Origin of the sequence: Serratia sp. CY37869 (genome assembly GCF_052168895.1) — a bacterium.
In the GTDB taxonomy this organism is placed as follows: domain Bacteria; phylum Pseudomonadota; class Gammaproteobacteria; order Enterobacterales; family Enterobacteriaceae; genus Serratia; species Serratia ureilytica.
In genome coordinates this window covers 965,204-991,192 of record NZ_JBJNLU010000002.1, presented here as the reverse complement: position 1 = coordinate 991,192, position 25,989 = coordinate 965,204, and the positions used below count along the sequence as shown (strand labels likewise).

26 protein-coding genes and 1 tRNA gene are annotated in these 25,989 nt (G+C 54.9%); 14 read left to right on the top strand and 13 right to left on the bottom strand.

The window, feature by feature from the left end; genetic code table 11:
• Positions 1-31: 31 nt before the first annotated feature.
• The 8 genes from ACJ8J1_RS15050 to ACJ8J1_RS15015 all read right to left on the bottom strand — a co-directional run bounded on the left by ACJ8J1_RS15050 (position 32) and on the right by ACJ8J1_RS15015 (position 7,584).
• Entirely contained in the window at positions 32-469 is a 438-nt protein-coding gene (locus tag ACJ8J1_RS15050) for a helix-turn-helix transcriptional regulator (RefSeq protein WP_197665001.1), read from the bottom strand.
• A 169-nt stretch (positions 470-638) separates the two neighbouring features.
• A complete protein-coding gene (locus ACJ8J1_RS15045; RefSeq protein WP_049866670.1) occupies positions 639-1,163 on the bottom strand; it encodes a hypothetical protein in 525 nt (174 codons plus the stop codon).
• Between the two features lie 136 nt (positions 1,164-1,299).
• A complete protein-coding gene (locus ACJ8J1_RS15040; protein WP_004928073.1) occupies positions 1,300-2,364 on the bottom strand; it encodes a fimbrial protein in 1,065 nt (354 codons plus the stop codon).
• Between the two features lie 15 nt (positions 2,365-2,379).
• The gene (locus tag ACJ8J1_RS15035) at positions 2,380-4,875 is read right to left on the bottom strand and encodes a fimbria/pilus outer membrane usher protein (protein WP_033642603.1); all 2,496 of its coding nucleotides are present in this window, start codon (positions 4,873-4,875) and stop codon (positions 2,380-2,382) included.
• Between the two features lie 14 nt (positions 4,876-4,889).
• Positions 4,890-5,585 (bottom strand): fimbrial biogenesis chaperone, encoded by a 696-nt coding sequence (locus ACJ8J1_RS15030; protein WP_033644245.1) that lies wholly within the window; start codon positions 5,583-5,585, stop codon positions 4,890-4,892.
• Between the two features lie 54 nt (positions 5,586-5,639).
• Entirely contained in the window at positions 5,640-6,236 is a 597-nt protein-coding gene (locus ACJ8J1_RS15025) for a fimbrial protein (protein WP_369825806.1), read from the bottom strand.
• A gap of 820 nt (positions 6,237-7,056) precedes the next feature.
• A complete protein-coding gene (locus ACJ8J1_RS15020) occupies positions 7,057-7,269 on the bottom strand; it encodes a hypothetical protein (RefSeq protein ID WP_004928089.1) in 213 nt (70 codons plus the stop codon).
• Between the two features lie 227 nt (positions 7,270-7,496).
• A tRNA-Ser gene (locus ACJ8J1_RS15015) sits at positions 7,497-7,584 on the bottom strand.
• Between the two features lie 229 nt (positions 7,585-7,813).
• Here ACJ8J1_RS15015 and yccA point away from each other — a divergent pair.
• Positions 7,814-8,473, top strand: coding sequence for an FtsH protease modulator YccA (yccA, locus tag ACJ8J1_RS15010; RefSeq protein ID WP_033642602.1), 660 nt, complete (start codon positions 7,814-7,816; stop codon positions 8,471-8,473).
• A gap of 110 nt (positions 8,474-8,583) precedes the next feature.
• Positions 8,584-8,913, top strand: coding sequence for a sulfurtransferase TusE (gene tusE, locus ACJ8J1_RS15005; protein WP_033642601.1), 330 nt, complete (start codon positions 8,584-8,586; stop codon positions 8,911-8,913).
• Positions 8,914-8,947: 34 nt separating this feature from the next.
• Here the strand turns inward: tusE and yccX are convergent, their stop codons facing one another.
• Positions 8,948-9,226, bottom strand: a complete 279-nt coding sequence (yccX, locus tag ACJ8J1_RS15000; protein ID WP_033642600.1) for an acylphosphatase — start codon at positions 9,224-9,226, stop codon at positions 8,948-8,950.
• 93 nt (positions 9,227-9,319) lie between these two features.
• Here yccX and rlmI point away from each other — a divergent pair, with 93 nt between their 5' ends.
• Positions 9,320-10,510 (top strand): 23S rRNA (cytosine(1962)-C(5))-methyltransferase RlmI, encoded by a 1,191-nt coding sequence (rlmI, locus tag ACJ8J1_RS14995; protein WP_033642599.1) that lies wholly within the window; start codon positions 9,320-9,322, stop codon positions 10,508-10,510.
• Between the two features lie 60 nt (positions 10,511-10,570).
• Positions 10,571-10,888, top strand: coding sequence for a heat shock protein HspQ (gene hspQ, locus ACJ8J1_RS14990; RefSeq protein WP_004928104.1), 318 nt, complete (start codon positions 10,571-10,573; stop codon positions 10,886-10,888).
• Between the two features lie 58 nt (positions 10,889-10,946).
• Here the strand turns inward: hspQ and ACJ8J1_RS14985 are convergent, their stop codons facing one another.
• On the bottom strand, positions 10,947-11,360 hold the full coding sequence (locus tag ACJ8J1_RS14985) for a CoA-binding protein (RefSeq protein ID WP_033642598.1): 414 nt from the start codon (positions 11,358-11,360) through the stop codon (positions 10,947-10,949).
• Positions 11,361-11,616: 256 nt separating this feature from the next.
• On the opposite strand from ACJ8J1_RS14985, the gene ACJ8J1_RS14980 reads away from it, so the two are divergent.
• Both ACJ8J1_RS14980 and ACJ8J1_RS14975 read left to right on the top strand, forming a co-directional pair.
• Positions 11,617-12,282 carry a DUF2057 family protein gene (locus ACJ8J1_RS14980; protein ID WP_033642597.1) on the top strand — a complete coding sequence of 222 codons (666 nt, stop codon included), beginning with the start codon at positions 11,617-11,619 and terminating at the stop codon, positions 12,280-12,282.
• 121 nt (positions 12,283-12,403) lie between these two features.
• Complete coding sequence (locus ACJ8J1_RS14975) at positions 12,404-12,862, top strand: methylglyoxal synthase (protein ID WP_033642596.1); 459 nt, start codon at positions 12,404-12,406, stop codon at positions 12,860-12,862.
• A gap of 33 nt (positions 12,863-12,895) precedes the next feature.
• Here ACJ8J1_RS14975 and helD read toward each other — a convergent pair whose 3' ends face one another.
• The gene (gene helD, locus ACJ8J1_RS14970; RefSeq protein ID WP_033642595.1) at positions 12,896-14,950 is read right to left on the bottom strand and encodes a DNA helicase IV; all 2,055 of its coding nucleotides are present in this window, start codon (positions 14,948-14,950) and stop codon (positions 12,896-12,898) included.
• Positions 14,951-15,116: 166 nt separating this feature from the next.
• Between helD and ACJ8J1_RS14965 the strand changes: the two genes are divergently transcribed.
• Positions 15,117-15,569, top strand: a complete 453-nt coding sequence (locus ACJ8J1_RS14965) for a YccF domain-containing protein (RefSeq protein WP_025302313.1) — start codon at positions 15,117-15,119, stop codon at positions 15,567-15,569.
• A 26-nt stretch (positions 15,570-15,595) separates the two neighbouring features.
• A complete protein-coding gene (gene yccS, locus ACJ8J1_RS14960; protein ID WP_033642594.1) occupies positions 15,596-17,731 on the top strand; it encodes a YccS family putative transporter in 2,136 nt (711 codons plus the stop codon).
• 4 nt (positions 17,732-17,735) lie between these two features.
• On the opposite strand, the gene ACJ8J1_RS14955 is transcribed toward yccS, so the two are convergent.
• Positions 17,736-18,392, bottom strand: coding sequence for a TfoX/Sxy family DNA transformation protein (locus tag ACJ8J1_RS14955; RefSeq protein WP_033642593.1), 657 nt, complete (start codon positions 18,390-18,392; stop codon positions 17,736-17,738).
• 243 nt (positions 18,393-18,635) lie between these two features.
• On the opposite strand from ACJ8J1_RS14955, the gene sulA reads away from it, so the two are divergent.
• Both sulA and ompA read left to right on the top strand, forming a co-directional pair.
• Positions 18,636-19,142: an SOS-induced cell division inhibitor SulA gene (sulA, locus tag ACJ8J1_RS14950; RefSeq protein ID WP_033642592.1), complete on the top strand. Its 507-nt coding sequence runs from the start codon at positions 18,636-18,638 to the stop codon at positions 19,140-19,142.
• A gap of 356 nt (positions 19,143-19,498) precedes the next feature.
• Positions 19,499-20,581, top strand: coding sequence for a porin OmpA (gene ompA, locus ACJ8J1_RS14945; RefSeq protein ID WP_033644244.1), 1,083 nt, complete (start codon positions 19,499-19,501; stop codon positions 20,579-20,581).
• 101 nt (positions 20,582-20,682) lie between these two features.
• Here the strand turns inward: ompA and matP are convergent, their stop codons facing one another.
• Positions 20,683-21,141 (bottom strand): macrodomain Ter protein MatP, encoded by a 459-nt coding sequence (gene matP, locus ACJ8J1_RS14940; RefSeq protein WP_033642591.1) that lies wholly within the window; start codon positions 21,139-21,141, stop codon positions 20,683-20,685.
• A gap of 210 nt (positions 21,142-21,351) precedes the next feature.
• Here matP and ACJ8J1_RS14935 point away from each other — a divergent pair, with 210 nt between their 5' ends.
• The 4 genes from ACJ8J1_RS14935 to fabF all read left to right on the top strand — a co-directional run bounded on the left by ACJ8J1_RS14935 (position 21,352) and on the right by fabF (position 25,955).
• The gene (locus ACJ8J1_RS14935; RefSeq protein WP_071991641.1) at positions 21,352-23,100 is read left to right on the top strand and encodes an AAA family ATPase; all 1,749 of its coding nucleotides are present in this window, start codon (positions 21,352-21,354) and stop codon (positions 23,098-23,100) included.
• Between the two features lie 68 nt (positions 23,101-23,168).
• A complete protein-coding gene (fabA, locus tag ACJ8J1_RS14930) occupies positions 23,169-23,687 on the top strand; it encodes a bifunctional 3-hydroxydecanoyl-ACP dehydratase/trans-2-decenoyl-ACP isomerase (protein WP_004928144.1) in 519 nt (172 codons plus the stop codon).
• A gap of 466 nt (positions 23,688-24,153) precedes the next feature.
• Positions 24,154-24,681 carry a winged helix-turn-helix transcriptional regulator gene (locus ACJ8J1_RS14925; RefSeq protein WP_033642590.1) on the top strand — a complete coding sequence of 176 codons (528 nt, stop codon included), beginning with the start codon at positions 24,154-24,156 and terminating at the stop codon, positions 24,679-24,681.
• Positions 24,678-25,955 carry a beta-ketoacyl-ACP synthase II gene (gene fabF, locus ACJ8J1_RS14920; RefSeq protein ID WP_033642589.1) on the top strand — a complete coding sequence of 426 codons (1,278 nt, stop codon included), beginning with the start codon at positions 24,678-24,680 and terminating at the stop codon, positions 25,953-25,955. The genes ACJ8J1_RS14925 and fabF overlap by 4 nt, the downstream gene beginning before the upstream one ends.
• Positions 25,956-25,989 lie beyond the last annotated feature (34 nt).

Below are 25,989 nucleotides of genomic sequence, written 5' to 3'. Positions count from 1 at the left end.
GACGGCGCTCACTCCGCCAACGGCATCACGCTTACACTCGCTCATCTGCCGCAACAATAAATTGGTGAAAACGTTCGATTTCCAATTTACGCATGGCGTTCATTTTATGCTGGCTGACGGTTTTCTCGGAAATGCCCAACGCCTTAGCGACGCCGGTATTCGGTTTTCCCGCCAGCAGCATGGCCAACACCGAAAGCTCGCGCGGCGACAGGCTCTGCCCTTTGCAGCTCGCGGTGAACATTTTTATTGCCTCAACGAACGTCGTAAGACCGATGTTTTTTTTCAGACAGTTAAAATTCGCCAGTCGCGGCGTTTCCACGCCGGTTAAGACGATCGTATTGTCAGGCCTGTCGACAATATGCGATAAGAAATTCATAACCCGACAGATAGACGAGAAAGAGACGATGACCACTTCTGCATGACAATACATGGCATGTAATCCACGGCGTGCAGATGAATGCAGACCCATAACTTCAACGCCCTCCAACGACATTAAGATCTGCGATATGCCATAGAATAAATAGTAATCATCAGAAAATATAGCCACTCGCACAGGATCACCCCATTGCTATTTGTCATGGGCGCGTTTTTAACAACGCCCCCATGGCAGTCATGTCAATTAACTTTATTGGTCCGACTTACTTAAGTGAAGAACATAATGAGATCAGCAATGCGGACAGCGATGAGAGATATTTTTCATCCAAATTCATAATGCCATCTTCACTGTATTTCACGTTATTATCTAGAATTTCATGAATACTCTCGACGGCGCATACGGCATCCTTCCAAACTACGCGCCGACCGAAAGGCGAAGCGCCGAGATATTGCGCGCTTTGGCGAAAACCAACGATAAAGTCGCGCAATATATCGAGCACAATCAATACTTCCTCCCTGCTGACACACCGCTTCATTTGCACTTTATCCAGGAAAACGCTGAGCGTGCTTTGTAAGGAAAACAGGTTCTTGAACAACCCGCCGGCGATATCCTTCGGTGTTTTCACGCTGGTTGATATGACAAAAGGGAGCTCTCCATGCTGCGAGATATATTGATAAAGCCCATTTATCGCCGTCGTCGGCTTAATATCCAAACCGCGAAGAATGACGTCAACCTCATCTTTTAGCGATTTTTCCACTTTGACACCGATCTGGATTTGTTCCGTCATACAATTCATCCTCAACATAGAGATCCGGATTAAACACCAATATTATTCAAGCAAATAATATTCGCCACCAATTACCATGTTAAGATTTTTCTTATATGTGGCAACCTGTTTTTTATTATTAAAAATAACAAAAGAATTATTTATATATAATGTTAAGCGTAGCCGATGTGTTAATTCCCCCGCTGCTCATTGCGGTGGGACTGTAAGGATAATAATAGGCCGCCATGCCGATGGAAAATTGCGCATCCAAGGCATTGCCGGTTCCCACATGAAATAATGAAGTCGCCGCGCCTGGCGTCACGCTGGAAAGCGACAGCGTGACGGGATTATTCGGCGAAGCCGTCTTGACCAGCCGGATGCCAATGCCTTTTGCCGCCTCAGCGCTTTTATCAATCAAAACCGTATTATCCGAAGACAACAGATTATTGCTGGATAAAAACATATTGATATCCCGATCGGCCGTGCCGCCACTTTGCCGATTCTGGCAGCTGAAATTCAGCGTAAAGGGCGTCAGGCCATTTTGCGCCCCCTGAGTAATCTGCGATATCCCCAGCGTCGGCAACTTCACCGCCAGGCCGGCATTGTCGAAAGTGCAGGTCGTCATCTTGGGCGCATACTTGATGGTCATCGGCTGTCCGTACATATCGCGCTGATCGTAAGGCCAATTGAAACCGTTGAGCAGCCAGGTCAAGATCTTCACCAACTGCTTGGCGGGCCACAAAATGATCTCCAGCAAGGACATCCCGCTCAGATCGGTCACGAACATCACGTCCTTAAGGCTAACCGTGTCGCCGGGTATCGATGTGCCCGTCTTGCTGACCAGACTGAAACGAATATTCATCGGCTGATTCAATTCCGAAGCGGAGTGCGATCCCCAACCGCTAAGTTTTTTGTTGGCGATGTCGTTGGTTATTTCCGCGCGTATCCAATATTTACCGTTGTTGAATCCCAGAATGGTCGCCTTTGTGCTGTCGGTTGACAGGATGCGCGTATAGCCGAATTCGCTGCTCGAGGTTGAACAACTGAATGAACCGCTGTATTGCGTATAAAAACTGCCTTCCCAGACCGGTGTTTTATCGCTGAGCTTATCCGACAAATCGACGTAGATAGGCGGCGCATATTGGATGCCGTTGCCGTAGCATGAAGCGTAACTGTAACCGCTGAACAACAAGGACAGGGTCAGTGCGAGTATCCTGAGCATGGTGTAATTATCCTTTTATCGACATGTGTTGGCTGCGCTGTCCATCGAGATTTTCGGGCGTTCAATCTTGCAGACACCGTCATTCAGCCTGACCTCCAGCGACGTTGGCTGCTGCTCCACCCGCAGATACAGGACGCTGGCCTGCCCGACGAAGCCAATGGCATGCCCGCTTTGATCCGCCACCTCCGCACCAAATGGCAGGGGCTTATTGCCGCGCTTAAAGGCGCGCAGCGTATAAGGCCGACGCCGATCGGTTTCGAATCTCAAATAGTTGACGGCGCCGGCATAGGGCACGCTGTTGGCGATATTGCCGACGATCTCGGCGCCGGAACTGTTGCCGGTATCCGACAATGTCACGGAGTTTTGCCGGTAAGGCGTGGCGTAAGGCACCAAAGCCAGCCCTTCGTCGTTAGTGACGATGCTCTCGTCGCCGTTCACCATCAGCCCTTTGGCCTTGGGCGCGTCCACCACCATCATGGTGTTGCCCATTTCGTTGGACGCCAGCAAATGCCAAGGGATCGCCACCAGGCTGCCGCGGGCGCTCATGCCCAACTGTCGATAGTCTGATGATTCACTGTAGGAGCCGCCGACGGTCGTCGCGTTGGCGCGATAGGCGGCATTCACGCTCGCCATGCTGTTGCCGCCGCTTTGATTGCTGCCGGCAAGCGCATAACTCAGACGGTTTGACTCCAGCGCATTGCCGCTCAGGCTCAGCGAGCTTTGCTGATAGTGCGAATCGGTGGCGGATAAGCTGGTGCTGAGATAGGCATTGTTGTCGAACATCGACAACGGCACGCTCAGAGAGAGATAAAACCGCGTCTCTTCTTTGCGATCGGAATTTCTCACGCGACTCGCGGAAATGTTGTAACTGACCCGCGCGAAGGCGTTTGAATACCCTAGCTGGTATTCCCGGCTTTTATTCGTATCCGACCAATAGTCGCGCTGGGTGCCGGAGAAATAGAGCGTGCCCCACCCGTCTGCGAGCCTCTGATTCAGGTTCAAATTGAAGGTATTGCGCGGACGAGCGGCGCGAACGGCGTCCCAGGTATTCAAATCCAGCGGGGCAAGCTCATCGTCATCCCGATCGTTCCAATAATCGTGAAAGCGCTTGTCACGCTCGCGGTAGCCTTGATGGGTGTAGATGGCATCGTTGAAACTGTAATAACCTTTGGTCGAATAACGGTAAGCCGCCAGCGTGAAGTTGGTTGCGGTAGCGTCCAAAAACTTGCTGTAGGCGATCCGAAAACTTTGCCCATTCTCGTTGCGATCCTGCAAATGCGTCGAGGCCTGAGTCACATCGACGGATACCGCGCCGAACGGCAGATTCCAGCCACTGCCCAGCAGCCAGGCGCGATAGTCCTCGCTGAGGATCGTACCGGCATAACCGGTGACCAGATTATTGAAGCCGTACTGCAGCGTGCCCTGCACGAAAGCGGGCGCATAGTCGGTATCCGCCTGATTGACCTTACCGGCCACCAGGCCATATTTGCTGACGCCCTGCTTCAACATGTTGGGAACGGCGGAAAACGGCACGGTAAAGGATTGTTCCCGCCCGTCGGCTTCCCTGACCACGACCAACAGATCCCCCGCAGAACCGGTCGGCAATATATTGTCCAGCGTAAAGGCGCCCGGCGGCACGTTCTCCTGATAGATGAGATTGCCGTTTTGCAATACTTTCACCAGGGCATTGCTCTGCGCCACGCCCCGTACTATCGGCGAAAAGCCCTGCTGCGAATTGGGCCGCATGTTGATATCCGAGGCTAAAGCGCCGCCCCGCACCCGAATCGAGTCGAACAAATCACCCGGCGAATAGAAATCGCCCATCGTCAGGTTCGATTTGATGGCGGCGAAGCCACGCTGCACATAGCGAGTATTATTTTGCCAATCGCTGCCTTGCCGCGAACTGCTGCGGAAATTGCTGCTGTCTCTGAATTGCCAACCCGCCAGATTGACCCCCGATTCCAAACCGGTATAGAAATCGTCGTTTGACGCCTTGTCGCCCTGCAACGACTGCACGTGGTAATAGGTGGCGTTATAGGCCAGCAGCAACGCAGGCACGCCGCGATCCCAAAATTTGGCGTCAACATAGCCGGCCTCTGCGCGAATCACTCGCGACTGGGGCACCGTCAGCTTAAGGCTCAACGTCCCCACATCGAAGTCCGCCCTTCCTCCTTGCACCAACGTTTGGACAGGGATCGGCCCCTTATCCACCCCGATGGACAAACGACTCATATCGATGCCCAACAGGGCGGCGTCACGATGGGCGATGCGAATATCGCCTTTATGTTCGCCGAACTGCAACGAGAACCGCCCTTTCCAACTCTGGTTGACATACACGTCGACCGTTTGCGTGCCTGCCGGCATGTCATTATTGAGGTAAAAACGCGACAGATCGGATTCGCTGGACGCGCCGGCCAATAGAGAAGTGTCGAATTTCATCGCCGATGCTTTATTTAACGGTATGAATACAGATGCGGTCAGTATCGAAAGCAATTTTAGTTTAAGCTTCATGGCCGTTCTTCACGTTAGCGGGCTGTAATGGCTTTAGATTTATAAGCCCCCAGGTCGTCGATATAGAGCAGGGTGTAGGGAATATTCCGGCTCACGCCAACTTTGGTCGGGGCAAAGAGGCTGGAATATGGCCCGACCATCACTGAATCGACCAACAGATTCTTTTTGCCTTTCTGATCAACATTGGCCAACGTAAAATAGTAAGGGCCTTTGTTGATAACCTTAAATCCCTTCCCCGCCGCCTGGAGTTCAATGAAGTCGGTGATGTTATTGACACTGCCGGTTAACCCTGCCGGGCGATAAAATAGCTTGATGCGTGATTTGATGGCTAATTGCAGCGTATTGACGCCCTGCAAATTCTCCGGCGTAGGCGGGATATCCAGCACATTCAAATAAAATACCGACTCACGATCGCCGGGAAGCGCCGCGTTCATTTTTTGTATGCGTAATTGCTGGCCATTATTTCCGGCAACTTTCACAACCGGCGGGGATAACAAGAACGGCACGTTTGCCGTTTCAGGCGTCGAGTTTATATCACCGTCATCAATCCATGCCTGCACCAGTGCCGGATCGTCACCATTGTTGACTAACTGAACGATAACATCCTTGTTTTTTTCCGGATAAATAACGCGCGTTCCATTAATTACAATATTGGCATCGGCGCAAAAGCTGCTGAGAAACAATCCAGCAAAGATTAAGCACTGTTTCATAGTCACCCCAGAAGCCAGGCCTTTGCCTTGGGCGCAGGCCTGGCTTAATTGCAATTACAGGTAAGAAATGGTGTAAGTCACGTTGGAACTCAATTCCCCCACTTTTGCTTCCAACGCATTGGTCTTGTAGTAATAGGCGTCCAGCGTCAGCGTTTCGGCATCCGGCGCCGTTTTATCGCCTTTGATCTTGGTGACATAAGGCACGTTCAACGGAATCGGCGTGGATGAACCCGGCTCAGCCAGAGAAAAACCGACGTTTTTCGCTACGGCGGCGTCGCTTTCATTCACGGAGCTGTTCAGCAGATATTTCCCGTCGGTAGAGATATTATTCGCCGAAGAGAAGTAGATCTTCAGCGGCGTACCGGCCGTTCCCGCCGCCGGCGTGCAGCCGGAGAACGTCAGCGAGAAAGATTTCTTGTTTTTGGTGATGGGGCCGACCACGGTGCCCGCATCAGTCACGGAAATCGGGCTGAGCGCAACGGTAAAATCGGCGCTTTTCCCGCCATTGATGGTACAAGTGGTATCCGTAACGGCACCGCTAAACGAAATAACGCCACCGGCGGAATTATCTGCCGCCGTTGCGCCCACAGATGTTAACGCGGCAGCCAATACCGCCAAAGAGATGCCTTGCTTAATCATAATAAACCCCATTACTTTCTTCGCTGAGAGAGCATATATAAAATGACCTACACCATTAAACCGTTTAGAGGCTAACGAAGCTTAGGCAATAGCAGAGTATTGACAGCATCCTGCCATCTAAAAGTTTATATGCGACGGTATATATTTATATATATCCAAGTGTATTCTAAAAGGTATCCGGCAATGGGAAAAATCTCATTCACCGCCAGATGCAGGACATATTAATTCCAAAGACAAAAAAATTGCAACATCGAATCAAATAATTTTCATAACAATAAAAAAAATGAATCGAGCAATGACCGGAAGGATGTGTGCCTTAAAAGAGTGAGTACGGCAGGCTGCTTACTGCGCGGGTTAAATGATGGCCGCCATTTCCTCATAAAAGCGCTTGTGGCATAAAAAACAAAAAGCCATTGATATAAAAAGAAAAAACACACAAAGAAAAATCTTAGATTCCTTAAACCTCCTCATCCCTCCACGTAAGGTTTACTTTTCCCCTACCTTAAAAATTATCCGACCTACCGCTATAGGAGTAGCCCGGAAATGCGATACTCTCTGCACATGAATATTCAGACACACAAGAAACAGCGTGCGAATTTTTCTTTGCTCAGTCGATAAGGATGAATTTTTCAGAGAAAAATATATCTTTCCCTATCAATATAAAACCCACCTTTAAAGTATATTAAAAAATATACTGAAAGATAATTCATTTAAATAAATCGCTACAGGGGTCAAACAAGATAGGGGAAAAGGGATGCTTCGCGAGTAACGGCGGGAATAAAAAACCCGAGCGCCACAGGCTCGGGTTGATAGCAACACAGATATTCGACGATCAGAGCGGCTTTTCAGTCCGTACGATGCCGTGATTCTTCATCACCTCTTCCATCGTAAGGCTATCGTCATACGGCGTCTCGTCGACCACAACGTCTTTCGGACGCTCATAGGGTTTGGTCGCACGTTTGAACATCCACCACCATACGAACACCAGGAAAGCGCCGGACTTGAGAAAAATCATGGTCCATAGGGCGACTTGATACCAGTTCATCTCTGTCTCCTAAGAGTATTAAGCAAAATCGATAAGGCGGCGTTAATTATCGTGCCGGTCACGCCTGACAGCAGCAGGCATCCGAGCAGCCTGCCTTGATGACCGCATAATCTCACCGATGCGTAGCCCTTATCAATAGCCGTTCGCGTTTCCTGCGGGCGACCGTCAAGTTCTCAGCACGCAAAAGCAAAAAACCCCGCGCTCTAAGAGCGCGGGGTCAGAATGTATGGCGGAGGAGCAGAGATTCGAACTCTGGAACGGTTTCCCGTCGACGGTTTTCAAGACCGTTGCCTTCAGCCACTCGGCCACCCCTCCGCAACGACGCGCACTATAAACAGAGCTTATTCGCTTGTAAAGCCCAGGCGCGTTCAACCGCGCGAAAAATCGACGGAATGATGCAAGCCGGCGAACAAACGCGCGGCCGCTCCCCCCGCTGTTGCAACAATGATAACTAAGGGTAAAGATTGGTAAACAAACTTTAATCAAGCGCTTGCGCTGCCTATCATCGGGATTATTTTGTGATGGCCTGATAAGAGAGATCATTATGGACCGCATTGTCGTCTCGTCTTCCTCGCGCGACTCCCTGCTCAGCACGCATAAAGTCCTGCGCAACACCTATTTCCTGTTATCCCTGACGCTGGCTTTCTCGGCGCTGACCGCAACCGCCAGTACCCTGCTGGGCCTGCCTGCGCCGGGCTTGCTGCTGATGCTGGTTGGCTTCTACGGGCTGATGTTCCTGACGCATAAACTGGCCAACAGCCCGGCAGGCATTCTGGCGGCGTTCGCGTTGACCGGTTTCATGGGGTATGCCCTTGGCCCGATCCTCAGCTCGTTCCTGAACGCCGGCGCGGGCGATCTGATCATGCTGGCGCTGGGCGGCACCGCCGCGGTGTTCTTCTGCTGCTCGGCCTACGTGCTGACCACCCGTAAAGACATGTCGTTCCTGTCCGGCATGATGATGGCCGGTTTTGTGGTGCTGCTGGTGGCGGTGATCGCCAACCTGTTCCTGCAGATCCCTGCTCTGCACCTGGCGATCAGCGCGCTGTTCATTCTGTTCTCCGCCGGCGCGATCCTGTGGGAAACCAGCAACATCATTCACGGCGGCGAGACCAACTACATTCGCGCCACCGTCAGCCTGTACGTATCGCTGTACAACATGTTCATCAGCCTGTTGAGCATTCTGGGCTTCGCCCGCAGCAACTGATCGCGTGTTACCCCGCCTTCCAGGCCCCGCTCCGGCGGGGCTTTATTTTTTGCGGCTGAAAAAATTTGCTAAACTGGCGGCCGTTCCGAATTATCCGTTATCGAGGCAGTATGTTGGAGTTTGAAGGTCGGGTTATCGACACTGACGCGCAGGGCTATCTGAAAAACAGCGCCGACTGGCATGAAGGCCTGGCGCCGCTGCTGGCCGCGCAGGAAGAGATCGTGCTCACCGAAGCACACTGGGAAGTGGTGCGCTTTGTGCGCGACTTCTATCAGGAATTCAATACCTCACCGGCTATTCGCATGCTGGTCAAAGCCATGGCGCAGAAATACGGTGAAGAAAAAGGCAACAGCCGCTATCTGTACCGCCTGTTCCCGAAAGGGCCGGCCAAACAGGCCACCAAGATCGCCGGATTGCCCAAACCGGTAAAATGCATCTGACCGCTCCGCCCGCAGCGCCGCTGCAGGCGAGCACTTAATAGCGAATGCCGAACCCGTCGTAGTCGGTCACGCCCTGCGGCTCCACCAGCACGCGTTCGACGCGCGCGCTGCGCGGGCCGCCCTGCTTCAGCCATGCGACCAGCGAGTCCACCTGCTCCTGTGTGCCGCAGGCCACCACCTGAACGCTGCCGTCATCAAGGTTGCGCGCATAGCCCGTCACCCCCAGCGCCTCAGCCTGCCGCTGAGTGGAATAGCGAAACCCTACCCCCTGCACCACGCCATACACATACGCAGCAATGCAAACTTGTGTCATAATCGCCCCCTTAATTCAGTTTTCGTTATGGCATTGCCGTGCCTTTGCACCGCCGTGTCACTCTTTCTATCCTAGCTGGCAGCATTATTAATTATGACCGTACGCCTGTTTCTCGCCAAAGGACGTGAAAAGTCCTTACTCCGTCGTCACCCTTGGGTGTTCTCCGGCGCCGTTCAACGCGTCGAGGGCAAAGCGCTCTCCGGTGAAACCATCGATATTCTCGACAGCCAGGGAAAATGGCTGGCTCGCGGCGCCTATTCGCCCGAGTCGCAGATCCGCGCACGCGTCTGGACTTTCCAGCAGGATGAAGAGGTTAACATCGATTTCTTCATTCGCCGCCTGCAGCAAGCGCAAAGCTGGCGTGATTGGGTCGCGCAGCGCGACGGCCTGGACGGATACCGCCTGATCGCCGGCGAGTCCGACGGCCTGCCGGGCATCACTATCGATCGCTTCCAGAATTTCCTGGTGCTGCAGCTGCTGTCCGCCGGCGCCGAATATCAGCGCCCGGCGCTGCTTTCCGCTCTGCAGCATTGTTACCCGGAATGTTCGATTTACGACCGTTCCGACGTGGCGGTGCGTAAAAAAGAAGGCCTGCCGCTGGCGCAGGGCCCGGTGCTGGGCGATCTGCCGCCGGAGCTGCTGCCGATCACCGAACACGGCATGAAACTGCTGGTGGACATTCAGCAAGGGCACAAGACCGGTTTCTATCTCGATCAGCGCGACAGCCGCCTGGCGGCGCGTAACTACTCCGCCGGCCGCCGGGTGCTGAACTGCTTCTCCTACACCGGCGCCTTCGCCGTTTCCGCTCTGATGGGCGGCTGCGCGCAGGTGATCAGTGTGGATACCTCGCAGGCGGCGCTGGATATCGCCAGACAGAACGTCGAGCTCAACAAGTTGGAGCTGAACAAGGCAGAGTTCGTTCGCGATGACGTGTTCCAACTGCTGCGCAACTACCGCGCCCAGGGCGAGAAATTCGATCTGATCATCATGGATCCGCCGAAGTTCGTCGAGAACAAAAACCAGCTGGCCAGCGCCTGCCGTGGCTACAAAGACATTAATATGCTGGCGCTGCAGCTGCTGAACCCGGGCGGCATTCTGCTCAGCTTCTCTTGCTCCGGGCTGATGCCGACCGATCTGTTCCAGAAAATTTTGGCCGACGCCGCTGTAGATGCCGGACGTGATGTACAATTTATAGAACAGTTCCGCCAGGCTGCCGATCACCCGGTGATCGCCACGTACCCTGAGGGGCTGTATCTGAAAGGCTTCGCTTGTCGGGTGATGTAACTTGAAATGCGCTGCCTTGCCCCCATATATGAGCAAGGCATTGTTTCTCAGGAGGTCATCATGATTGCCAGCAAATTCGGTATCGGACAACAGGTTAGGCATAAACTGCTGGGGTATTTGGGCGTCGTTATCGATATCGACCCTGAATACTCTTTGGAACAACCCAAAGCTGACGAGATAGCGGCGAACGATGAACTGCGTTCCGCTCCTTGGTACCACGTGGTGATGGAAGACGAGGAAGGCCAACCGGTGCATACCTATCTGGCGGAAGCGCAGCTGGATGGCGAGCCCCAGGAAGCGCATCCCGAGCAACCATCGCTGGATGAACTGGCGGAATCCATCCGTCACCAGTTACAGGCGCCACGCTTGCGCAATTGACCGCGCCAAGACCTGAGAAACCCTGAAAGAGCCCGGCATCGCGCCGGGCTCTTTTTATTTAGCGCTCCAGCCCCAAACGCGGGATTTCGATTTTCGGGCAGCGATCCATCACCACCTGCAGCCCGGCCTGTTGCGCCAGCACTGCCGCCTGATCATTAATCACGCCGATCTGCAACCACAGCGCCTTGGCGCCGATCGCTATCGCCTCTTGCGCCACGCCGTAGGCTGCCTCCGAATTGCGAAAAACGTCGACCATATCGACCGGCTGCGGGATGGCGGCCAGCGTGGCATAAACCGGCTGCCCCAACAGCGTCTGCCCCGCCAGTTTTGGGCTCACTGGGATCACCTGATATCCCTGCGACAACAGATAAGCCATCACCCCATAGCTGGGCCGCGACGGGTTATCGCTGGCGCCCACCAGCGCGATGGTTTTCACCTGCTGCAATAACTCAACAATCTCTTGATCTTGCATCTTCAACTCCCGTTTATCACTGCGTCACTCTTCCGTTTCGAGTGTAACCGATCGGCATTCGCGCAGCTAAACGCTACGCGCAGGAAACTTCAGCGTAATCTTATGGTCTGAGGCTGTCGCGGTTCAGCCACGCACAGACGTGTCTAATTACAAATAAATATGTAAAAATGTAAATAAAATACCAGATTGAAAAATTTTGACACAACCTATGCCATGTTCAACACTTAGAGCTACGTCACTTTATAAGGAGATAATGATGAAATTTGGTCTGGTGGTTGCGGCGTTGCTCAGCATCAGCATGCCTGCCGCGGCTACGACCCTGAAACTCTCCCCGGACATCGATCTGCTGGTGGTCGACGGCAAGAAAATGACAGGTTCGTTGTTAAAAGGCGCCGACAGCCTTGAACTGGATGGCGGACAGCACCAGCTGCTGTTTAAAGTGACCAAAACCGTACGTTCCGGCCAGCATACGCAGGCCTATGCGTCCCTGCCGCTGGTTGCCACCTTCAATACGCAAAAGATCAGTCAGGTGGCGATCGAACTGCCGCGCATCGAGAACGATCGTGACGCGCAACGCTTTGATAAAACGCTGAACTATCGGGTGGTGGATAAAGAGGGTAATGCCCTGCCGTTCCAGCATGATGTGCTGCATCCCGACAGCGTCACCTTCAATGCCGATTTGGAAAAGGTGATGACGGATTACAACCGCCAAAACCGCACGGCTTCCGTCCCGCTTTTCGTCCAGCCAAACGCAGGCAACACGACAGCCGCCCTGCCGGCCGGCGCACCGGTGAATGCCCCGACGGTGACGCTGAAAGGTGAAAACGTGTCGGAACAGATGCTGCAATACTGGTTCCAACAGGCGGACAAGGAAACCCAGAAGCGCTTCCTGCACTGGGCCAACAAACAACCGGTTCGCTGATCCCTCCCGGCGCCTTAGCCGCGAAGGCGCCTTTTCTTCGCATTTTCAACTGCAAACGCTAGGCAGTGAAAAACAGTTTCAGTAATCTGTCGCACATCACCGATTAGCGAAGGACACTGAGATGGAATTGACCACCCGCACTATCGCCGAGCGCAAACACATTGCGCTGGTGGCGCACGATCACCGCAAACAGGCCCTGCTGGAATGGGTTGAAAGCCACAAGACCATTCTGGCGCAGCACCAGTTGTACGCCACCGGCACCACCGGCAACCTGATCCAGCGTGCCAGCGGCATTCCCGTCACCAGCATGCTGAGCGGCCCAATGGGTGGCGATCAGCAAGTCGGCGCACTGATTGCGGAAGGCAAGATAGACATGCTGATCTTCTTCTGGGATCCGCTGAACGCGGTTCCGCACGATCCGGACGTGAAGGCGCTGCTGCGGCTGGCGACCGTCTGGAATATTCCTGTGGCGACCAACCGTTCGACCGCTGATTTTCTGATTGACTCTCCGCTGTTCAAAAGCGAGGTGGCGATCGCCATCCCCGACTATCAGCGTTACCTGCAAGACCGCCTGAAATAGTCCTTTCGGCCTGGCTGCCGCCAGGCCTGCTGCTTACGGTTTTTTCTGCACCGGAACGCCAAGCTCACGCAGGTGGTCGACGAACACCGAAGGACGTTCACGATCCTGCAACAGCCATACCTGATGTTTGGCGCGAGTCAACGCGACATACAGCAGACGGCGCTCTTCGGCATCCGGAAAGTCCTCCGGCTGCGGCAGTAACACCTCTTCCAACACCGACTCGCGCGCCACGGCGGGGAAGCCGTCACGCCCCTCATGCAAACCGGCGATGATGACGTATTCCGCCTGCTGCCCCTTGCTGGCGTGGATGGTCATAAACTCCAGATCCAGCTTTGGCCAGCGGGTGGCCGCTTTCGCCAGCGCTTCCGGTTTCAGATGGTGGTAACGCGCCAGCACCAGGATGCGCTCATCCGGCTTGGCGTAGCCGCTCAGCTTGTCCAGTAGCGGCTCCAACTGCTCGTGCGGCAGGATCGTCACCGACTTTTTATTGCCCTTGCTCAGACTATTGAGCGGTTTTTTCAGCTGGTGCGGGTTCTGCTGCACGAACCGGTTGGCCACCTCGCCGATGCGTTCATTGAAACGATAGGTGGTATCCAGCGCGCACTGCGCGCCTTCGCCGAAGTTCGTGGCGAAGGCCGTGGTTAACGTCAGTTCTGCGCCGCTGAAGCGATAAATCGCCTGCCAGTCATCCCCTACAGCAAACAGGCAGGTCTGCTTGTTCTGTCGGCGCAATGCCGCCAGCAAGAGCGCACGCTGCGGTGAGATATCCTGAAACTCGTCGACCAGAATATGTTTCCACGGGCTGACGAAGCGCCCCTTGTCGAGAATGTTGACCGCCTGATGGATAAGGCCGGAGAAGTCCACCGCCCCTTCCTCTTTCAAGGCGCTTTTCCAGGCTTTCAGCAGCGGCGCCATCAGCCTGATGCGTTTTGAAAACAGATCGCGGATTTCTTCATCCGCCTGCTCGATCATTTCCGCCTGGCTGCCGCCATGCATGCGCATCAGCCCCAACCAGCGTTCCAACCGGCTTGCCAGGCGATCCGCCAGGCGCTTATCCTGCCAGAAGTCGCCTTCCGGCACTTCCCATTCCAGCTCTTCGGTCAACCATTGACGCCACCCCTTGGCCTGCGCTTTCTTCTCCGCGCACTGTTGGCGCCAATGGGTGATCAGCAGCTCTTTGCGCGCTTTGGCATCGGTTTCCAACCGGCTGATGGCCGGCGCTTTGCGGCTGCCTTGTTGAATGATTTGCAGCGCCAAGGCATGGAAGGTCTTGGCCTGAATACCGACATCACCCAAACGTTCTTTGATGCGGTCGTTCATCTCGCCGGCGGCCTGACGGCCGAACGCCAACAGCAAGATTTGACCCGGCTCAGCCTCCTGACGACGCAGCAGCCAGCCAGCGCGCGCCACCAGCACCGACGTTTTGCCGCTGCCGGCGCCGGCCAACACCAGCACGGAATCCTCGCCATTGACCACCGCCCGGCTCTGGGCGTCGTTGAGCGGCGAACTCTCGACGGTCTGGAAGAAATCATGGTGTTGATCCAGCATGCGCTCGGTCCACTGCCGGTTGCGTTGCTCGATGCTGCGCTCCCCCTGCTGCAACCATTGCAAACACAGATGGTAATCAGCCCGGCAGTTATCGAATTCCTCCAGGCGCGCCACCGGCATCGGCAGCGCGGAGAAAGCCTCGCGAATTTGCTGCTGCAGCTTGCCCAGCTCAGACTTTTTGAACCATTTATCTTGTTGTTCAATGCGCTTAATCTGCGCCACCTGCTGTTGCAACACGCCGGCGCTGACGTCGCTCATCTCGGCGCTCCACTGCTGCCACGCCTGCTGCAGAAAGTGATAAAAACGCTGCGTTTCCTGCCATTCGGTGCCGTGCAACCGCACTACTTTTTCGTCCGGTAATTCAAATTCCAGCTCGCCCCAGACGATGCCACGCTTGCACCTGACCTGAATCAGTTGATTGAAGGGGATCAGGTATTCATGTTTTTCCCCGCTCACCTCAACGCCGGCGTGCAGCAACCGCACGCGGTTATAAGGGTGCTGAGCCAGGTGTTTCCCCAGCGATGTCGCTTTAAGTTCCATATCGTCGCGCCATGACTATGTTGAGATTAAATAACGGATATCTGCCAGTTTACCTGCGATAAGCAGTGGCACTCTAGCGCTAAAAAAAGGGTAGAATAGATTTTGCGTTTTTATCGTGAATACGCCCGCATCGCGGTTTGGCTATCATTAGAGCAGAATGACGTCTATGCGTACTGTACTGAATATTCTTAATTTTGTGTTGGGCGGTTTCTTCACCACGCTAGGCTGGCTTATTGCTACGGTGTTCAGCGTGCTGCTTGTCATCACACTGCCGCTTACCCGCTCCTGTTGGGAAATCACCAAGCTGTCGCTGGTGCCGTTCGGCAACGAAGCGATACACGTCGATGAACTGTATCCGGAAAAAAGCAATGCGCTGCTCTCCGCCGGCGGCTCACTGCTCAACATTATCTGGCTGGTGCTGTTCGGCTGGTGGCTGTGTCTGTCACACATCGCCGCCGGTATCGTGCAATGCGTTTCAATCATCGGCATTCCGGTCGGCATCGCCAATTTCAAAATAGCCGCCATCGCGCTGTGGCCGGTGGGACGCCGCGTCGTCTCGGTAGAAATGGCTCAGCAAGCCCGTATTGAGAATGCTCGCCGCCACTATCAACAGCGTTAATTTTTTCTCCGTTTGAGGAGTTTTTCGTGCTCTCTTTTGCACCCGCAGTTCGTCGTTATACTTACAACAGCAACCTGCTGTATCACTTGCGCATCCTCATTGCGCTGATCGGCACCACCGCCGTTCCCTGGTGGCTCGGCATTCCCAAGCTGACTATCCCGTTAACGCTGGGCGTGGTGGCAGCCGCCCTGACTGATTTGGACGACCGCCTGGCCGGCAGATTACGCAATCTGCTGATCACGTTGGTATGCTTCTTTATTGCTTCCGCCTCGATTGAGCTGCTGTTTCCCTACCCTTGGTTGTTCGCGCTTGGCTTAACCACCTCGACCTGCGGTTTTATCCTGCTGGGCGCCTTGGGGCAACGTTACGCCACCATCGCCTTCGGTGCGCTGCTGATCGCGGTTTACACCATGCTCGGCACTTCCATGTACGATGCCTGGTATCAGCAACCGCTGCTGCTGGTGATCGGTGCATTGTGGTACAACCTGCTGACGCTGGCGGGCCACCTGCTGTTCCCGATCCGACCGCTGCAAGAAAACCTGGCGCGCTGTTACGATCAACTGGCCAATTATCTGGACGCCAAAGCCAACCTGTTCGATCCCGACGCCGAACGCGACGCCGATCTGCCATGGATGGACGTCGCAATGGCCAACAGCGCGTTGGTCGCGTTACTCAACCAGACCAAAGCCTCGTTATTGACACGCCTGAAAGGCGATCGCGGCCAGCGCGGCACCCGCCGCACCTTGCACTACTATTTTGTCGCGCAGGATATCCACGAACGCGCCAGCTCTTCCCACGTTCAGTACCACGCGCTCAGCCGGCAATTCCGTCACAGCGATATTTTATTCCGCTTCCAGCGTTTGCTGAGCATGCAGGCGCGCGCCTGCCGCCAGCTGGCACAATCGATCCTGCTGCGGCAAAAATACCAGCACAACCCGCGTTTTGAGCCAGCCTTCAGCCGCATTCAGGAGGCCTTGGCACGCATCGCCGAAACCCAGGGCAATAGCGAACAGACCAAGGCGCTGGCGCATCTGCTGAAAAACCTGCATGCGATAGATGCGCAGTTGGCCAATATCGAGTCCGAGCAAACGCTGGCGAGCGGACAAGCGGAAGAGAACAGCCTGGCCGACGATCGCTTAACCGGTTGGAGCGACATCCGGCTGCGCATCAGCCGCCATTTAACGCCGCAGTCGGCCCTGTTCCGCCATGCGATCCGCATGTCGGCGGTGCTGTGCGTCGGTTACGCCTTTATCCAGTTCACCGGTATGCAGCACGGTTACTGGATCCTGCTGACCAGCCTGTTCGTCTGCCAACCGAACTACAACGCCACCCGCCGGCGCCTGGCACTGCGCATCATCGGCACTCTGGCAGGTATCCTGATCGGCCTGCCAATCCTCTATTTCGTGCCTTCCGTAGAAGGGCAACTGGTGTTGATCGTCATCACCGGTGTCTTGTTCTTCGCTTTTCGCACCGTACAGTATGCCCATGCAACGATGTTCATCACGCTGCTTGTGTTGCTGTGCTTTAACCTGTTGGGTGAAGGTTTCGAAGTGGCCGCCCCGCGCGTTTACGATACCTTATTGGGTTGCGCCATCGCCTGGGCGGCGGTCAGCTTCATCTGGCCGGACTGGAAGTTCCGCCAACTGCCGGCGGTGGTGGATAAAACGCTGAATGCCAACTGCCGCTATCTGGACGCCATTTTGGTGCAATATCATCAAGGTAAGGATAACGGCCTCGCTTACCGCATTGCACGACGAGATGCCCATAACAGCGATGCGGAACTGGCTTCGGTCATCTCCAACATGTCAGCCGATCCCAAGGCCGACAAAGCGCTGCAGGAAGCCGCCTTCCGCTTGCTCTGTCTGAACCACACGCTCCTGAGCTATATCTCCGCATTGGGGGCGCACCGCGAGCGGCTTAACACCCCGGCCACGCTCGATCTGCTCAATGACGCCGTGTGTTACGTGGACGGCGCCCTGCATCAGGAAGAACGGAACAGCCAGCGCATTGCGCAGGCGTTGGAACAGCTGGCGGAGCGCATCAGCAAAGCCGTTCCGGAACCTGAAAGCAAAGAACAATTGGTCTTGCAGCAGGTGGGATTGGTGCTCGAACTGCTGCCGGAGCTCACCGCGCTGCATGCCCAAATCAATAAGGCAGCCTAACTATTCAGGGCCCGATCAGTGGGCCCTGAATAACCGGCTCATGCCCATGGCGGCGCATCGCCATCGTATGATCGAACCAACGCACTAACTCGCTGCGTAATTCGGCCGGCAACGCCGCCTGATGATAACCGGCTATCGCCCCGCCCAGCGACAGCAGCACTCGTAGCCCCAAATTAGTCTGCTGTTTCAATAAACGGAGATAGCTGCGTTTGGCGCCATGCAGCCGTAGGTCATAAGCGTTGCGAATGCCCGCTCGCCACAGCAGACGTTCCATATTGACGTCAATATTCGGCAATGCCTTCAGTCGGCCATGATCGCCAGCCTTAAGCCGCTGCTCCCGGCGCGCCTCCCTGACAGCCTGCCAGGCCAGCCCCACCAGCTCGTTGCGTTCCCGCCACAGCGACTCGTCAACCCAGTAATAGCGCAAGGTAATGGGCACACCGCGTTTGGAATAGACCATATTGACCATTCCGCGGGCGCGAAAGGCGGGTTCCATGCTTGCCGTAGCCCGCAAATACAGCTCCCCCTCCGCTATCACCGCAAACATGACGCCCTCAGCCAGCAGACCGTAACCGCCGAACTGCGACCGAGTCGTGATGGCCCCCAATGCCGCAAAGCAATTTTTAGCCTGCGCGATTCTTCTCGTCGACATCCTTTTCATAGCGTTCCTCCTTTTTAGGTTCTGGCCTTTAGGTTCTGGCCGTATTATTTCTCTCATCAATGAAAAAAGTAACGTGAACAACTAATTAGAAAAATACGCACTATCCGCCCGCCTGCCAATCACAAAAACCATCGGTACAAAAAATGATCGCAATTATGCGAGCCGCTACGAAAATTTGGGTTGATCTTATCCTAAATCAGGGATACTGTATAAACATACAGTAACACGACGGGCGGGAACTTTATGCGTACTCAATCACTCTACCAACCTCATTTCGGCCATGGCTCTTATACAACGCGCAATGTTGCGAAGAACACGGATGTCGGCAAAGAGAATGGCTTGATCAGTGAACTTGTTTACAACGAGCGCCAGCCCGCAGTGGCTCAATTGCTGTTGCCCCTGCTGCAGCAACTGGGCAAGCAGTCTCGCTGGCTTCTGTGGCTCACGCCGCAGCAAAAATTAAGCAAACAGTGGCTGCAGCAATCCGGCCTGCCGGTGGATAAAGTGGTGCAATTGAGCCAGATCAGCCCGGTGAATACGGTTGAGGCAATGGAAAAAGCGCTGCAAACGGGGAATTACAGCGTGGTTCTCGGCTGGTTGCCCGAGCTAACAGAGGAGGATCGTCTAAAATTAAGACGAGCGGCAGAATTGGGTAACGCATACGGGTTTATCATGCGTCCACAACGTGACATTAGCCCGACTCACGGACAGTGTTCTACCCTAAAAATTCACTCTTCTTTGTATCATTAAGTAAATTTAGGATTTTTCCCATCATTTTCGCACCCCGTAAAGGGAACCTTTGCGGGATAAGGCAAAAAGCTAGTCCGGCCGCGGTTCGGCAAGGAAAAACGCCCTGTTGATCGCCGCTTTTTTGAGCGGAGAATGTTAGCAAATATGTACGATTCTGCGTTTTTTTTTAGAGCCTTATCACATCACACTTGTAACTTTCGCGCCACGTTGTAGACTTTACATCGCCAAGGTTGCTCTATAACGTCAGAAAAACTGGCGAGTAACAAACGAGGGCTTAAACCTTGGCGAAGGAATTTAACCAAGGGCTTAAACAGCTTTAAAGCTCATTGCCTATTTGGATGATAACGAGGCGCAAAATGAAAAAGACAGCTATCGCATTAGCAGTGGCACTGGCAGGTTTCGCTACCGTAGCGCAAGCCGCTCCAAAAGATAACACCTGGTACACCGGTGCTAAACTGGGCTGGTCCCAGTACCACGACACTGGTTTCTACGGTAACGGTTACCAGAACGGTATCGGCAATGGCCCAACCCATAAAGATCAGCTGGGTGCAGGCGCGTTCCTGGGCTACCAGGCAAACCAATATCTGGGCTTCGAACTGGGCTATGACTGGCTGGGCCGCATGCCTTACAAAGGCAGCGTGAACAACGGTGCTTTCAAAGCGCAGGGCGTTCAACTGGCCGCTAAACTGAGCTACCCAATTGCTGACGATCTGGACATCTACACTCGTCTGGGTGGTATGGTATGGCGCGCAGACTCCAAAGCGAACTACGGCCGTACTGGTCAGCGTCTGAGCGACCACGACACCGGCGTTTCTCCGCTGGCTGCTGTTGGTGTTGAATACGCACTGACCAAAAACTGGGCTACTCGCCTGGACTACCAGTTCGTAAGCAACATCGGTGACGCAGGTACCGTTGGCGCGCGTCCAGACAACACCATGCTGAGCCTGGGCGTTTCTTACCGCTTCGGTCAGGATGACGTAGTTGCTCCAGTTGCTCCAGCTCCAGCTCCGGCTCCAGTTGTTGAAACCAAGCGTTTCACTCTGAAGTCTGACGTGCTGTTCAACTTCAACAAGTCTACTCTGAAAGCAGAAGGCCAGCAGGCTCTGGATCAGCTGTACACCCAGCTGAGCTCCATGGATCCTAAAGACGGTTCCGTAGTGGTTCTGGGTTACACCGACGCCGTTGGTTCTGACCAGTACAACCAGAAACTGTCTGAAAAACGCGCACAGAGCGTTGTTGACTACCTGGTCTCCAAAGGCATCCCGTCAGACAAAATCTCTGCACGTGGTATGGGTGAAGCAGAGCCAGTTACAGGCAACACCTGTGGCTACAAATCTGGCCGCGCTACCAAAGCTCAGATCGCTTGCCTGGCACCAGATCGTCGCGTAGAGATCGAAGTTAAAGGTATCAAAGACGTTGTAACTCAGCCTCAGGGCTAAGTTTACTCGCCTAATAAAAAACCCCGCAATGCGGGGTTTTTTTTCGTCCTGTTTTTGTCAGAGCATTCAAGACCTGGTGCTACGAAGGCGCGCTGCTCCGTTTACTTAGGTTCTTTGCCGAGAATCGCCTTCAGGTCTTCTTTCAACGACGACATCTGATTCGCATACTTCTCTTTGCGCTCAGCATCTTCGATAAGCTGCACGACGGTTTCCGACAGCGTCACGCCGCGACGACGCGCCAGAGCAGCCAAACGTTGCCAAACCAAAAACTCCAGATCGATAGATTTTTTACGCGTATGCTGGTGTTCTGCGTTAAAATGACGTTTGCGGCGGGCGCGGATCGTTTGTTTCATCCGGTTATCCAGATCCGGATTCATATGAGCGGCAATCCATGCAAGTACCTTTACCGGCTCATTTTCCAGCTTCAGCAGCTCGTTAACCGCTTCCTGAGCAGCGCTGTTTTCAATGTAGCGGGTAATGAGTTCCCCTTCCCGGTGCTTCTTCACCAGGTACTTCCATTTCCAACCGCTCTCCAGATTTTCCAGTTGCTGATATTTCATCTTGAGCTCTTCAGTGACCGCGTAACTTCAAATAAGCATAACAGCTTTACGCCGAATTTCCCCGGCAATTAAGCCGTCTTTTAGACTGTTTTTTGCACAGTCATCGCGCGATGTCAAACTCCCTGATGCCAACTGGCACTCCACATGTATCAAGCTGCCGTTATTCTTGTATAATCGCCCTTTCCCTTTTTAACGATTGCATCTAACACTTTGACCAATAACCGACTTGAATGGCAATCTTTATTGCCGGACGTAACGCCTTATCAGGCGATATTTGATACCGCCGCTCAGTTGGCACCCGTGCCCTTTTCCGCCATTCAGCCTCGGCTGGAAAATGCCCTGACGCTATTTTGTCACCCCCAATCGCCACCGCGATTCATGCTGTTGAAAGCGCAAGAAACGCGAGAATACCTGGAACTGATCGCTAATGCCGTCAAACCGCTGCTGCCGCAAAACACGGCATGTCGCGGCAGCCACTATGTCATTCAGGATGGCAAGGTCAACGTAGAGCCTGCCAGCCATGGCGATGAACCTTTCGCTGCCGGCGGTGCTTGCGTGTTCCAAGAGTGGATTGAACCGGAGCAGCTGTTTGGTTGCGTGCGGATCCACAATGGCGACATCACTCTGCAGCCCGGCCTGGTGCACCAGGCCAACGGCGGTATTCTGATCCTGTCAGCCCGGGCGCTGTTGGCCCAGCCGTTGCTATGGCTGCGGTTGAAGCAAATGATCGGCCAGCGTCAGTTCCATTGGGTTTCGCCTGACGAAACCCGCCCGCTGCCGGTCGCCATTCCGCCGATGCCGCTGGACCTGCGGCTGATTGTGGTCGGCGACCGCCACGGCCTGGCCGATTTCCACGATATCGAGCCAGAACTGAGTGAACAAGCGGTCTATGGCGAATATGAAGACGATCTGCAACTGACTGAAGTTGATGATATGGCGCAGTGGTGCGGCTACGTCAACGGTGTGATCGCCGAGCGGCAGTTACCGATGTTGGCGGCCGATGCCTGGCTGCCGCTGATCGTTCAGGCGGTGCGTTATAGTGGCGATCAGGGCATCCTGCCACTCTCTCCGGTTTGGCTTGGGCAGCAGTTGTCCGAAGCTGCACTGTACGCCGAAGAAGACCGCATTACGGCCAAAGCGTTTGAAGCGGCATTGAATGCCCGCGAATGGCGTGAAAGCTATCTCGCCGAGCGTATGCAGGATGAGATCGAACTGGGTCAGATCCTGATCGAGACCGAGGGTGAAGTGGTTGGGCAAATCAACGGCCTGTCAGTCCTGGATTATCCCGGCCACCCACGCAGCTTCGGCGAACCGTCGCGCATCAGTTGCGTTGTGCATCTCGGCGACGGCGAATTTACCGACGTCGAACGCAAGGCCGAGCTGGGCGGCAACCTGCACGCTAAAGGTATGATGATCATGCAAGCGTTCGTGATCGCCGAACTGGACCTGGATCAGCAGCTGCCCTTCTCCGCCTCGATCGTCTTTGAACAATCTTACGGTGAAGTGGACGGCGACAGCGCCTCGCTGGCTGAACTGTGTGCCCTGATCAGCGCCCTGTCACAGCAGCCGATCACACAACAGATCGCCGTCACCGGCTCCGTTGACCAATTCGGCAACGTACAGCCGATAGGGGGCGTTAACGAAAAGGTCGAAGGTTTCTTCGAGGTTTGTTTACGCCGCGGCCTGACGGGCAAACAGGGCGTCATACTGCCCGTGACCAACGTGCGCCACCTGTGCCTGCGTCAGGATGTCGTTGACGCAGTGCGCGAGGGGCAATTCCACCTGTGGGCGGTAGAGAGCGCGGCGGAAGCCTTGCCTTTGCTCACCGGTTGCCTCTACTCTGACGAACAACAGCCGAATTTGTTGGCGGCCATTCAGGAACGGATTGCGCAGGTGAGCCTGCAGGAACGCCGCCGTCCATGGCCGCTACGCTGGCTCAACTGGTTCAACCACGGCTGATCGGACTTGTTCAGCGTACACGTGTTAGCTAACCTGCGTCCTTCATTAAAATAAGGCTTACTGAGAACATGGTAGATAAACGCGATTCCTATACGAAAGAAGACCTCGAAGCATCCGGCCGCGGCGAGCTGTTCGGCGCCGGTGGCCCGCCGTTGCCGGCGGGTAACATGTTGATGATGGACCGCGTGGTCAAAATGACCGAAGACGGCGGGACTCACAACAAAGGTTATGTGGAAGCGGAGCTGGATATTAATCCGGACCTATGGTTCTTCGGTTGCCACTTTATCGGCGATCCGGTCATGCCGGGCTGCCTGGGCCTGGATGCGATGTGGCAGCTGGTCGGTTTCTACCTCGGTTGGCTCGGTGGCGAAGGCAAAGGCCGCGCGCTGGGCGTCGGTGAAGTCAAGTTCACCGGCCAGGTGCTGCCGACCGCGAAAAAGGTAACCTATCGTATTAACTTCAAACGCGTCATCACCCGCAAGCTGATCATGGGCGTCGCCGATGGCGAAGTGCTGGTTGACGGTGAAGTGATCTATACCGCCACCGATCTGAAAGTGGGCCTGTTCAAAGATACCACCGCGTTCTAATCACGCTGACGAGAAGGCGGCCACTGCCTTCTCTCTAACGTTCTTCGCATGCCGTCATGTTCGACGTGATGGCATTTCTTTCTCTTATCCTTTCCCGGCCTTTCAAAGACTCCCGCCCCTCTTTTTAACCGCCGTTAGCATCATCTTATTATTCAGTTCTCATCAAAGAGGGTTAGGGCCGATAGCGAAGATGCGCTATCGGGCGATATGAAATATCGCATCACGCTGGCATTGACGCTGGGTGCTCCTTATTTCATCGCCCGACACCGAAATGCCTTCCCCTACCGCTCTCTGCCCTATGCTTACCCGAAGCGGCCAAAGCAACAGGCAGCCTGAAAGGCGGCCTCCCTCAATACCCGCATCAGTGCGATAGCGGTTTTTTTGCATCCGGTTATTCTCTTGCCCCTCAAGATCCTCTAACATGACTAGCATAGTAACTACAATTATTGTACTTAGTGAGAAAGGTATGCAAAAAACCCGCTTTAGCGACGCGCCTTGCCCCGTAGCGCGTGCATTGGATCGCGTGGGGGAATGGTGGAGCATCCTGATCCTTCGCGATGCTTTTCAGGGGCTGTCCCGGTTCGACGAATTCCAACAAAGTCTGGGGATGTCACCCACGCTACTGGCGCGTCGCCTGAAGGATTTGGTGGCCCACGGCATTCTGTATAAAGAACGTTATCAAACGCGGCCGGTGCGCTATCACTACCTGCTTACTGAGCGCGGCAACGATTTTCTCCCGGTGTTGGCGGCGCTCTCACAATGGGGCAACAATCATCTGACCGACGGGGACGTCAGCGCCCTGTTGGTCGACGGACGCAACGATCGGCCGATCCAAGTCCAGTTGGTCAATCGTGATACCCAACAGCCGGTGCCGCCGCAGTTCATTACGCTGGCGCCAGGGCCGGCGGCAAGCGACGGCATACATCAACGCGCCGAACTGATGCGGCAGCGGCGCCTCGCCGACTTACCCGAATTTACCAAGGAGCCATCATGAGCAATCGTCGTATCGTCATTACCGGCATGGGTGCCGTTTCACCGCTAGGGTGCGGTGTTGAAGCCATCTGGCAACGTTTGTTAAAAGGAGAAACCGGCATTCGCGCGTTGCCTGACGAGATCGTTGCAGATTTACCGGTCAAGGTCGGAGGACAGGTCCCGGCGCTGGCACAAGATGCTGAAGCGGGCTTCAATCCCGACGCTTCTGTCGCCCCCAAGGACCAAAAGAAAATGGATCGTTTTATCCTGTTCGCCATGGCGGCGGCGGACGAAGCCATTCGTCAGGCCGGCTGGATAGCCGATACGGACGAAAAACAAGAGCGCACAGCCACCGTCATTGCCTCGGGTATTGGCGGTTTCCCGGCGATTGCCCAGGCGGTGCGCACAACCGACAGCCGCGGCGCCAAGCGGCTGTCGCCGTTCACCATCCCCTCATTCCTGGTCAATCTGGCGGCCGGCCACGTGTCAATCAAACACCACTTCAAAGGGCCGATTGGCGCGCCGGTCACCGCCTGTGCCGCCGGCGTGCAAGCCATTGGCGACGCAGTGCGTATGATCCGCAATGATGAAGCCGATATCGCCGTGTGCGGCGGTACCGAAGCCGCTATAGATACCGTCAGCCTGGGCGGGTTCGCCGCCGCGCGCGCCATGTCCACCGCTCCGGCCGAATTGGCGCAACAGGCCTCTCGGCCCTTCGATAGCGCCCGGGACGGATTTGTCATGGGAGAAGGCGCCGGCATGCTGGTGATTGAAACGCTGGAACACGCGCTGGCGCGCGGCGCCACACCGCTTGCGGAAATCGTCGGCTATGGCACCAGCGCCGACGCCTACCACATGACATCCGGCGCTGAAGACGGCAATGGCGCCTATCGGGCGATGAAAATTGCGTTGAAGCAGGCGAACGTCGCCCCCGAGGAAGTTCAACATTTAAACGCGCACGCAACCTCGACACCCGTAGGCGATTTGGGCGAAATCAACGCCATCAAACACCTGTTTGGCACGGCCGGGACTGTCGCCGTGACCTCAACAAAATCAGCGACGGGGCACCTGCTGGGCGCCGCCGGCGGGCTGGAAACCATCTTTACCGCCTTGGCTCTGCGCGATCAGATAGCCCCTGCCACGCTAAATCTGGATAACCCCGATCCGGCGGCGGCAGGTTTGCATCTGGTCGCGAAACAGGCTGAATCGATGGACATGACCTACGCCTTATCAAACGGCTTCGGCTTTGGCGGCGTGAATGCGAGTATTTTGTTGAAACGCTGGCGGGATGAATAAGCGCCTGAAACAAAAACCTCCGCCAAGGGGCGGA